Genomic DNA, 10,000 nt, shown 5'->3' on the forward strand with positions numbered 1-10,000 from the left:
GCCGTGATTAAATACAACGGCGCTATGGATAACAGCGCGCCTGTGGTGTTGGTTGGCAAAGGTTTAACCTTTGACACAGGCGGTATCAGCATCAAGCCAAGCGATGCGATGGACGAAATGAAATACGACATGTGTGGCGCAGCTTCAGTGCTGGGCACTATGCATGCAGTGGTTAGCTTAGGTTTGCCTATTAATATGGTGGCGGTGCTGGCTGGCGCTGAAAACATGCCGGATGGCCGCGCTTATCGCCCGGGTGATATTTTAACTACTATGTCAGGCCAAACCGTGGAAGTGTTAAACACAGACGCTGAAGGCCGTTTAGTGCTGTGTGACGCTTTAACTTATGTTGAGCGTTTTGACCCTGACGTGGTGATTGACGTCGCCACCTTAACAGGGGCTTGTGTGATTGCTTTGGGTAAACACGCTTCAGGTTTGTTAAGTAACCATAACCCACTGGCGCATGAAATTTTAAACGCGTCGGAACAAAGTGGCGACAGAGCCTGGCGTTTACCGTTGTGGGATGACTATCAGGATCAGCTGGAAAGCCCGTTTGCGGATTTCAGTAACTTAGGTGGCCGCGCCGCAGGTACTATTACCGCCGCTTGTTTCCTGTCGCGCTTCACCCGTAAATACAACTGGGCGCATTTGGACATTGCCGGTACTGCATGGCGCAGTGGTGGTAAAGACAAAGGTGCAACAGGCCGCCCTGTGGCTATGTTGACCCAGTTTTTAATTAACCGTGTCGGAACCGACATCGAGGGATAACAGTGCCTCAAGTCAGTTTTTATCTGCTGCCCGACCAGGCTGCAGAAGCTGAATTACAGCTGGCGTCAGAGCCAGCTTTTTTTCATGTAGCAGCACAACTATGCGCCGACTTTTATCAGGCCGGACAGCGGGTTTTTGTGTTCTGCCAAAATCAGGCGGACGCCGAACTGCTGGATGAGGTATTATGGCGCTTTGATCCAGAGCGATTTGTACCACACAATCTGGCGGGCGAAGGCCCGGCACGAGGCGCTCCGGTGGAAATCAGCTGGCTGCCGCCAGGCAACGCCAGACCGGTTTTAATTAATCTGTCAGCAACAGTGCCGCCTTTTAGTCAGCGTTTTCAACAGATTATCGAATTTGTTCCAGCCGAAGAACAGTTAAAGGTTCAGGCGCGGGAACGGTTCAAATTTTATCGCCAGTCGGGGTTAACCCCGCAAACAGTGCAGCTCTGATGGCCGGCCTGCGTTTTTAGTGAGAGTTTCAGGTAACGAAGATGGAAAAGACATTTAACCCGAGTCAAGTTGAACAAGCCATGTATCAGGCATGGGAAAGCAAAGGCTATTTCAAGCCAAGTGGTGATAACAGCAATGGTGCTTATTGCATCATGATCCCACCACCAAACGTGACCGGTAGCCTGCATATGGGCCATGCGTTCCAGCAAACCATTATGGATGCCTTAACCCGCTACAAGCGTATGCAGGGCAAAAACACCTTATGGCAGGTTGGTACTGACCACGCTGGTATCGCCACACAGATGGTGGTGGAGCGTAAACTGGCTGCTGAAGGCAAACCAGACCGCCATGCTATGGGTCGCGACGCTTTTATTGAAAAAGTATGGGAATGGAAAGCCGAATCAGGTGGCACCATCACCGAACAAATGCGCCGTTTAGGCAACTCTGTCGATTGGGACAAAGAGCGTTTCACTATGGACGCTGGCCTGTCGAATGCAGTACAGGAAGTCTTTGTCCGTTTGTATCAGGACGACCTGATTTACCGTGGCAAACGCCTGGTGAACTGGGATCCGAAGCTGCATACGGCTATTTCTGATTTAGAAGTAGAAAACAAAGAACAAAAAGGCCACCTGTGGAACTTACGGTACCCGCTGGCCGATGGTGTGACGACAGCGGATGGCAAAAACTACATCGTAGTAGCCACTACCCGTCCTGAAACTATGCTGGGCGATACAGGTGTAGCAGTCAACCCGGACGATGAGCGTTACCAGTCCCTGATTGGTAAAGAAGTGCTGCTGCCGCTGGTGAATCGCCGTATTCCAATTCTGGCGGACGAACATGCAGATAAAGACAAAGGCACAGGCTGTGTAAAAATCACGCCAGCTCACGACTTTAACGACTACGAAGTAGGCAAACGTCATCAGTTGCCGATGATCAACGTGATGACAGCGGACGCCACTATCCGCACTGAAGGCGAGTGTTTCTTCCCGAATGGCGAAGCCAACCCTGCGCATAACGCCCTGATCCCGGCTGAATTCCAGGGCCTGGAGCGTTACGCCGCCCGTAAAGCCATAGTAGCGGCTTTTGATACAGCTGGCCTTCTGGACAAAGTAGAAGATCACAACAACACCCTGCCGTACGGCGACCGTTCTGGTGTGGTGATTGAGCCTTTACTGACAGACCAATGGTATGTGCGTGTTGCGCCTATGGCGAAAACCGCCATTGAAGCTGTGGAAAACGGCGACATTCAGTTTGTACCTAAGCAGTACGAAAACATGTACTACAGCTGGATGCGTGACATTCAGGACTGGTGTATCAGCCGTCAGCTGTGGTGGGGTCACCGTATTCCTGCCTGGTACGACGAAGCGGGCAAAGTGTATGTAGGTCGTGATGAAGCTGAAGTACGTGCTAAGCACGACTTAGGCAATGACGTGAAATTACGTCAGGACAACGATGTACTGGACACCTGGTTCAGCTCAGCGCTGTGGACCTTCTCTACGTTAGGCTGGCCTGAAAACACTGAAGATTTAAAAACCTTCCACCCGACTGACGTATTAGTCACTGGTTTTGACATTATTTTCTTCTGGGTAGCCCGGATGATTATGATGACGATGCATTTCATCAAAGATGAAAACGGTAAGCCGCAAGTGCCGTTTAAGACTGTCTATGTGACTGGCCTTATTCGTGATGAAAACGGCGACAAGATGTCCAAGTCCAAGGGCAACGTGATTGACCCGCTGGATATGATTGACGGTATTAGTCTGGACGATCTGCTGGCCAAACGCACCAGCAATATGATGCAGCCGCAGCTGGCCGAAAAAATTGGCAACCAGACCAAAAAACAATTCCCTGAAGGTATTGAAGCCAGTGGCACTGACGCGCTGCGTTTCACTTTAGCGGCGTTAGCCTCTACAGGCCGCGATATCAACTGGGATATGAAACGTTTAGACGGTTACCGTAACTTCTGTAACAAGCTGTGGAACGCCAGCCGTTACGTCACCATGATGACCGAAGAAAAAGATTGTGGACTGGCTGTTGACGGTAAAGCTGGCGATATGGAGCTGTCGTTAGCCGATCAGTGGATCATCAGCCAGTATCAGCAAACCATCAGCCAGTTCCGCGGTTATTTAGACAGCTACCGTTTTGATATGGCGGCCAATACGCTGTATGAATTCACCTGGAACCAGTTCTGTGACTGGTACTTAGAGCTGACTAAGCCTGTACTGTTTAAAGGCACCGAAGCTCAGCAACGTGGTACCCGTCATACCTTACTGACAGTACTGGAATCTTTGCTGCGTTTAATGCACCCCATTATGCCGTTTATTACCGAAGAGATTTGGCAGCGTGTTGCGCCAATGATCAGAAGCGATATCAAGCCAGGCGACAGCATAATGCTGCAAGCTTACCCTGAATTTAACCAGGCGCTGGTAAACGAAACCGCCACTGCCGATCTGGAATGGGTGAAGAGCTTTATCGTTGCTATCCGTAACGTGCGTGGCGAAATGGATATAGCACCAAGCAAGCCGTTGTCTGTACTGGTGCGTAACCTGACAGCAGATGATAGCCGCCGTTTACAAAGCAATCTGGCCTTCCTGCAGAATATGGCGAAGTTAGAAGCCATTACTGTACTGGCCGATGGCGAAACAGCTCCAGCTTGTGCAGCTCAGCTGTTGGGTAAGATGGATATTCTGATCCCTATGGCAGGCCTGATCGACAAAGAAGCTGAACTCTCCCGTATTGCCAAGCAACTGGAAAAAGCCCAGCAGGAACATGACCGCGTGGCCGGTAAACTGGCGAATGAAGGCTTTGTCGCCAAAGCGCCTGAGGCAGTACTTGCGAAAGAGCGCGAAAAACTGGCTGAAGCTTTGGAAGCGATCAGCAAGTTAAAAGCTCAGCAGGCCCAAATAGCGGCGATTTAACTACCAGGTCAATGCACTAGTAAAAGGCGGCTTTTGAGTCGCCTTTTTTATCGCTTTGATTCAGCTGTCACTTTTTCTCTTGCCAGAGTCGGCTCTGAAACGCCGCCACCCTATAGGCAGATAAACCAAAGCCGCTGCACATAATGTCACCAGACAGACAGCTATCACCAGTTGATACACAATGTAATTAGTCGCCTCCACTGAGACAAACCAGCTGGCAATCACACCACTGACAAAAAACAAAACACGTACTATCCATCCCATAGCGATACCTCAGTCAAAGGCAAGAGCAAGGTAGCAGCACCTTGCGACTCATAGCGAAAGATCCCAACAGCAACTACTTTATCCCCCTTTGCAGTATGATTTTTTGATATAGACCAGGTTATTTGAGTTTTGCACCTGCGATCCCGCCATGATCTGCCAACGCATTCTGAAAGCCATGAGGTTACGCACTAGCAAGTGCCTTACAAGCTCTCCTCATCGCAAAAAATTGTAAAGTTCCGGTAAAAAACTTGGACTGCAGAGCAATCTGCTATACCATCCGCGCCGCCTGCAGCAAGCAGTTGCAGCTTATTTATTCATTCTCAAATGGAAGAGACACCATGAAATTAAAGTTAAGCGCCTTATTGATTGCCTTCGTCGTGACTACAGCTCCAGCTCAGGCTGACTGGTTAAACGCGGTAAAAGATAGCGTGGGCAGTACACTGAAAGACACCAAAGACAGCGCCAAAACCGCTGCTTTAAATACCTCAGTGCGCACAGCTTTAGGTTTAACTGAAGGTAAATCTACTCAGGCTGCTATTGCCGAGAAACTAGGTGAGCCAGTAAGCAAAACAGAAAAGGATGGCACAAGCTTGTGGTTGTATGACGTGACCGCATTATCTGCCAGCTACCCGACTTTAACTGAACTGGTAAAAACTCAGGAAGCGGCGCAAAAGTCAGTGCAATTAAGCTTTAATGCTGACGTATTAGCTAAAGTAGAGCTGATCAACAAAGCCAAGTAATTCTTTGCTCACTGCCGCAGTCAGCGGCAGTGTTTTTTCCTCAACACTTTCTCCTGCAATGCCTGCATTTTCACTGTGTTTTACTTACACTCAGATCTTGCTAAGTAATTGAAGTTGCAGCGCGACTAAAGTGCAGTGGCTGGGCTTGCCACACCCGTTTTCTGTCCAATCCGGGGGCGAAAAGAATGTTGTCCCGCCCTATACGACTGCCTGTCACGCAGCCGAAGGGAGATTGTACAAAACATTTTTTTTGTTATTATTGCGCGCCTGAATTTAACCCGTGTAAATTCATCTTGTTGTAGACCCAAAGCTGAAAAAAATTACATGAAAAGCAATTGAACTCAGCACGGGCTCTGGCAGCTAAACCCCCAAACACTCCGTATGCAATTCATGCAACGGTTGGCTTTTATTTTTCTGGCGTAGCCAGGCTTTGTGAAGGAACCCTTTAATGGATTCACCAAGTGCCATTAGTTTGATCCCACCCGTAGTAGTGATGGCAGTCGCCATCTGGCTGAAGCGGCCTATTTTGTCGCTAGTGGTGGGCGCAGTTGCAGGTTTGCTGATGCTGTTTCCCACTCAACCTTTTGAGTTATTGAATACCTTTGCTGAGATTTCGACCAGTGTGATGCAGGATGAAACCATAGGTTGGTTGATTCTGGTCTGTGGTGGTTTTGGCTCTTTAATTGGCTTGTTGATCCATACCGGAGGCGCTGTGGCTTTTGGTCGTTCAGCCTCTAAGCTGGCTACAGGCCCCAAATCATCCATGTTTATGACCTTTGTTTTGGGCTGCATTATTTTTATCGATGATTACCTGAACGCTTTGAGCGTGGGTGAAGCGATGAAAAGAGTAACGGACAAATACAAAATATCCCGCCAGATGCTGGCTTATATAGTGGACTCCACCGCCGCCCCTATTTGCGTCATTATTCCTATTTCTACCTGGGCTATCTTTTTTGGCGGTTTACTGGAGAACAACAAAGTAGCTGAAGCAGGGCAAGGTGTGGATGTGTATATGCAAGCCATTCCATATATGTTGTATCCATGGCTGGCTGTCTTAATGGTCCTGCTGGTGACACTAAAAATCATGCCAGCCATAGGGCCAATGAAAAAAGCTGAGCTGGCTGCACAAAATGGTACGCCGCTGGATATGCTGCCAGATGTGGGTGTTGAGGCTAGCGCCAGCCATCATCCTATCAAGGGTCAGGATGTACCAGCAGGAGATCAATACGCTGTGCATTCGATGGAACAGGAGTTCGAAGACAGCAATAAACAAGGCAAGCTGCGTAACTTCATTGTACCTATGTTGATGCTGATTGGCTTTACCATCTATTTTGATATCGATGTACTCAAAGGTCTGTTAGTCACCTTAGTACTGACTTTAGCTTTTTATTCCTACCAGCGTCTGATGCCTTTGGGTGAAATGATGGAAGTGATGATGAATGGTTTTAAGACCATGCTGCCAGCCATCTGCACCGTCATAGCGGCCTTTATCTTTAAAGATGTCTGTGACAAGTTATTGCTGCCTCAGTACGTGATTGAGAACCTGACACCTTATATGACGGCGCAGATGTTGCCCGCTATTGTATTTTTAGCTATGGCAATACTCTCCTTTGCCACTGGCTCATCATGGGGGATTTTTGCAGTATCCATTCCTATTGTGATGCCTTTGGCTTACGCGGTGGAAGCTGATATTCCTTTAGTAATAGGTGCGCTGTTATCAGCCAGCTCCTTTGGCAGTCAGGCCTGTTTCTACAGTGACTCTACTGTGTTGGCCGCCCAGGGTTCAGGTTGTAATCTGGTGTCTCATGCGATGACCCAGCTGCCTTACACTTTAATAGCGGCCAGTTTAGCTTTTATCGGCTTTATCCTGATTGCTTAAATCTTCGAAGTTCAATAATACAAGGCACCGCAAGGTGCCTTGTTCATTTCAGCTACAGGCCAAATGTATCTTGGTTATAACTTTTGGCGATATAGAAAACCTTCAGCCTTTAATCCATAAAAACGCATAAATTTATACCTCCTATCTTGTTTTTACGAAATACTGTTACAAATAAGCCAGTTAGCGAAGGTCAGATTTATAAAGTATAAATGCCCGCACCTTTATTCCATAAAGTTTTAGATAGTAAGACTTTTATGCCTAAAGACCGCTAACTATCCAGACATCCGGTTATTTCTAATTCATCTAAACAAGACCAATCCATTAGTTATTTAACTTTCTACTCAGGCCTAGAATGCGCTCACTTTCTGGCAGAGCCACTGCTCTGTAATGCAGAACCCTAAGCACAACGAGGTTTTTATGCTTCATTCAACACAAGAGTTTTTATCCGGCAACACCACACCAGAGTCCAGCAGTGCTTTGCCTGTGCTGGATCTGAGCCTGATGGATGGCACAGCCGTTGAGCAACAATCTTTTATTCAACAATTACGGGTTGCAGCCCGTGATGTCGGTTTCTTTTACCTGACAGGTCATGGTCAAACACAACAGAAACAACAGCAGATTTTAGCGCTAGCCAAACAGTTTTTTGCTTTGCCACTGGCCGACAAGCAACAAGTGCAGATGATCCACTCACCGCACTTTCGGGGTTATACAGGCTTGGGTGGTGAACTCACCCGTGGTCAGCCGGATATCCGCGAACAGTTCGATGTGATGCGGGAAGAAGCTGCACCAGCCAGGACTGATATCAGCCCGGCCTGGCAAGGTTTAATTGGTCCTAATCAATGGCCAACGGCTCTACCACAGATGAAAACTGAACTGCTGAACTGGCAACAGTCGCTTTCGGATATCACGGTAAAATTGATGCGCGCATTAATGCTGGCGTTACAACAACCAGCTGATGCTTTAGACGCCACCATCAAAGCTGGTCCTTATCAGCATATGAAGCTGATTCGTTATCCCGGTGTGGATGCCAGAGCCTCAAGCAGTAAACAAGGTGTAGGTGCTCATAAAGATCCGGGTTACCTGACCTTAGTAGTACAAGATGACCAATCAGGTTTAGAAGTGGAAACCGAACAAGGTTGGGTTAGCGTAGCCCCGCTGCCAGGCGCTTTTGTGGTCAATATAGGTGAGCTGCTGGAACTGGCGTCCAATGGCTACTTAAAAGCCACCTTGCACCGTGTGGTCAGCCCGAATTCTGGTGTAGAGCGTTACTCCTGTGCCTTTTTTATGGCGGCTCAACTGGACGCTACTGTGCCTTTATTGCAATTGCCGTCTCATTTAGCTGACGAAGCTAAGGGTCCGGCCAGTGATCCAAATAACCCATTGTTTTATCAGGTGGGCCAGAATGTGTTAAAAGGACGTTTACGTTCACACCGTGATGTGGCTGCCGCTCATTACGCGGAGCTGGCAAAAGCTGTCTAAGCTCAGCTTCACACTAAAAATCTATAGCTCCCCAAATAAATTGGAGTTGCAGTGCGACTACAAGTCGTCAACAAAGCTGCAGCTTCAGTTCTAGAGGGGAGGAAGTGACAGCCGGATTAACCCGGCTGAACTGTTAATAAAATAAAACCAAGGTTTATTATGAAATTCCGTACTTTAAGTATTCATGCCGGCCAACAACCAGACCCAAGCACCGGCGCGTTAGCCACTCCGGTGTATTTCACCAGCACCTTTAGTTACGGCACTGCCGAAGAAGGTCTGGCGCGTTTTTCCGGTCAGAATCCGGGTTATATCTACAGCCGTTTTGCCAACCCTACCACTGCAGCTTTAGAGCAAAAACTGGCAGCACTGGAAGGGGCAGATGAAGCTTTAGTAGTGGCCAGCGGTATGGCCGCTGTCAGCGCCATAATGTATGCACTGACCAATGCCGGAGATGAAGTGGCTTTTATCGACCCGGTTTATGGCGGTACTGATGCCTTTTTACGTAATACCTTAACCCGTGCCGGAGTGACCTTAAGCCGTTACAGCAGCGATCAAGACTTTGCCGAACGGGTGAAACCCAATACCAAAGTGGTGTTATTTGAACCTATCACCAACCCCACCTTAAAAGTGATCGATACCCGTATTGTGGTGGAAGCAGCCCGTAAAGTCGGTGCGCTGGTCATTTGTGACAATACCTTTTTAACCCCTTATTTATTCCGCCCGCTGGAAATTGGCGCCGATATTGTGATGCACAGCGGCACTAAGTACCTGTCTGGCCATGGCGATATTATTGCCGGCATAGTGGCAGGACGCAGCGAGCTGATGCAAAAAATTCGTACTGTGGCCCTGAAGCATATAGGTTCGCCTATAGGCCCACAGGAAGCCTATTTATTGCAACGAGGCGTAAAAACTCTGACTTTACGGATGGATGCTCATATCGAAAACGCCCGCAAAGTGGCGGACTTTTTAGCGGCTCATCCTAAGGTGGCCAAAGTCTATTACCCGGGTCATGCCAGTCATCCGGGCCATAGGGCTATTGCCGACACTGCCAGTGGTTTTGGTGGCATGGTGGCTGTGGATATCCAGGGTGGTTTTGCCAAAGCTGCCGTATTTTTAAATCATCTGCAGTTGTTCGCGCAGGCCGTGAGCTTAGGTGATGTGGAAAGCTTAGCTTGTCACCCAGCCAGTACCACACACGCTGCTATGACAGCTGAAGATAGACAAAAAGCCGGCGTTACGGAAAATCTGGTGCGCCTGAGCATAGGTGTGGAAGATGCCGATGATCTCATTGCGGACTTAGCTCAGGCTTTGGCGCAGCTATAAAAATGGGGTCAGAACACATAAGTTACGCATAACTTATGTGTTCTGACCCCAATTTCATTTCTTATTCATTTCAGAACTATCAAATACGAATTTCTTTCTTTTTAAGAATATAAATATCCTCTACATTCATCTCAAGCGTCCAGACGGCTAAAACTTCACTTAAGCACAGTCGCTGGATCC

Annotated in this window: 8 protein-coding genes; 7 read left to right on the top strand and 1 reads right to left on the bottom strand. The window is 48.3% G+C overall.

What is annotated here, in order from left to right; translation table 11 throughout:
• From LDL40_RS04195 to LDL40_RS04205, 3 genes are all read left to right on the top strand, one after another.
• The coding region (locus tag LDL40_RS04195; protein ID WP_300993891.1) for a leucyl aminopeptidase at positions 1-765 on the top strand (765 nt) is incomplete at its 5' end.
• A 2-nt stretch (positions 766-767) separates the two neighbouring features.
• Positions 768-1,217, top strand: a complete 450-nt coding sequence (locus tag LDL40_RS04200; RefSeq protein ID WP_300993892.1) for a DNA polymerase III subunit chi — start codon at positions 768-770, stop codon at positions 1,215-1,217.
• 41 nt (positions 1,218-1,258) lie between these two features.
• On the top strand, positions 1,259-4,135 hold the full coding sequence (locus LDL40_RS04205; protein ID WP_300993893.1) for a valine--tRNA ligase: 2,877 nt from the start codon (positions 1,259-1,261) through the stop codon (positions 4,133-4,135).
• Between the two features lie 60 nt (positions 4,136-4,195).
• On the opposite strand, the gene LDL40_RS04210 is transcribed toward LDL40_RS04205, so the two are convergent.
• On the bottom strand, positions 4,196-4,399 hold the full coding sequence (locus LDL40_RS04210) for a hypothetical protein (RefSeq protein ID WP_300993894.1): 204 nt from the start codon (positions 4,397-4,399) through the stop codon (positions 4,196-4,198).
• A gap of 338 nt (positions 4,400-4,737) precedes the next feature.
• Between LDL40_RS04210 and LDL40_RS04215 the strand changes: the two genes are divergently transcribed.
• From LDL40_RS04215 to LDL40_RS04230, 4 genes are all read left to right on the top strand, one after another.
• A complete protein-coding gene (locus LDL40_RS04215) occupies positions 4,738-5,139 on the top strand; it encodes a hypothetical protein (RefSeq protein ID WP_300993895.1) in 402 nt (133 codons plus the stop codon).
• A gap of 448 nt (positions 5,140-5,587) precedes the next feature.
• Complete coding sequence (locus LDL40_RS04220; RefSeq protein ID WP_300993896.1) at positions 5,588-7,018, top strand: Na+/H+ antiporter NhaC family protein; 1,431 nt, start codon at positions 5,588-5,590, stop codon at positions 7,016-7,018.
• A 417-nt stretch (positions 7,019-7,435) separates the two neighbouring features.
• Positions 7,436-8,497, top strand: coding sequence for a 2-oxoglutarate and iron-dependent oxygenase domain-containing protein (locus LDL40_RS04225; RefSeq protein ID WP_300993897.1), 1,062 nt, complete (start codon positions 7,436-7,438; stop codon positions 8,495-8,497).
• 159 nt (positions 8,498-8,656) lie between these two features.
• Positions 8,657-9,820 (top strand): PLP-dependent aspartate aminotransferase family protein, encoded by a 1,164-nt coding sequence (locus tag LDL40_RS04230; protein ID WP_300993898.1) that lies wholly within the window; start codon positions 8,657-8,659, stop codon positions 9,818-9,820.
• Positions 9,821-10,000: the final 180 nt, after the last annotated feature.

Origin of the sequence: Rheinheimera sp. (assembly GCF_020217005.1) — a bacterium.
GTDB lineage: Bacteria > Pseudomonadota > Gammaproteobacteria > Enterobacterales > Alteromonadaceae > Pararheinheimera.

Coding starts and splice junctions, on each gene's coding strand:
- LDL40_RS04205 (WP_300993893.1), top strand. CDS start 1,259: ATGGAAAAGACATTTAACCCGAGTCAAGTTGAACAAGCCATGTATCAG.
- LDL40_RS04225 (WP_300993897.1), top strand. CDS start 7,436: ATGCTTCATTCAACACAAGAGTTTTTATCCGGCAACACCACACCAGAG.
- LDL40_RS04215 (WP_300993895.1), top strand. CDS start 4,738: ATGAAATTAAAGTTAAGCGCCTTATTGATTGCCTTCGTCGTGACTACA.
- LDL40_RS04230 (WP_300993898.1), top strand. CDS start 8,657: ATGAAATTCCGTACTTTAAGTATTCATGCCGGCCAACAACCAGACCCA.
- LDL40_RS04210 (WP_300993894.1), bottom strand. CDS start 4,399: ATGGGATGGATAGTACGTGTTTTGTTTTTTGTCAGTGGTGTGATTGCC.
- LDL40_RS04220 (WP_300993896.1), top strand. CDS start 5,588: ATGGATTCACCAAGTGCCATTAGTTTGATCCCACCCGTAGTAGTGATG.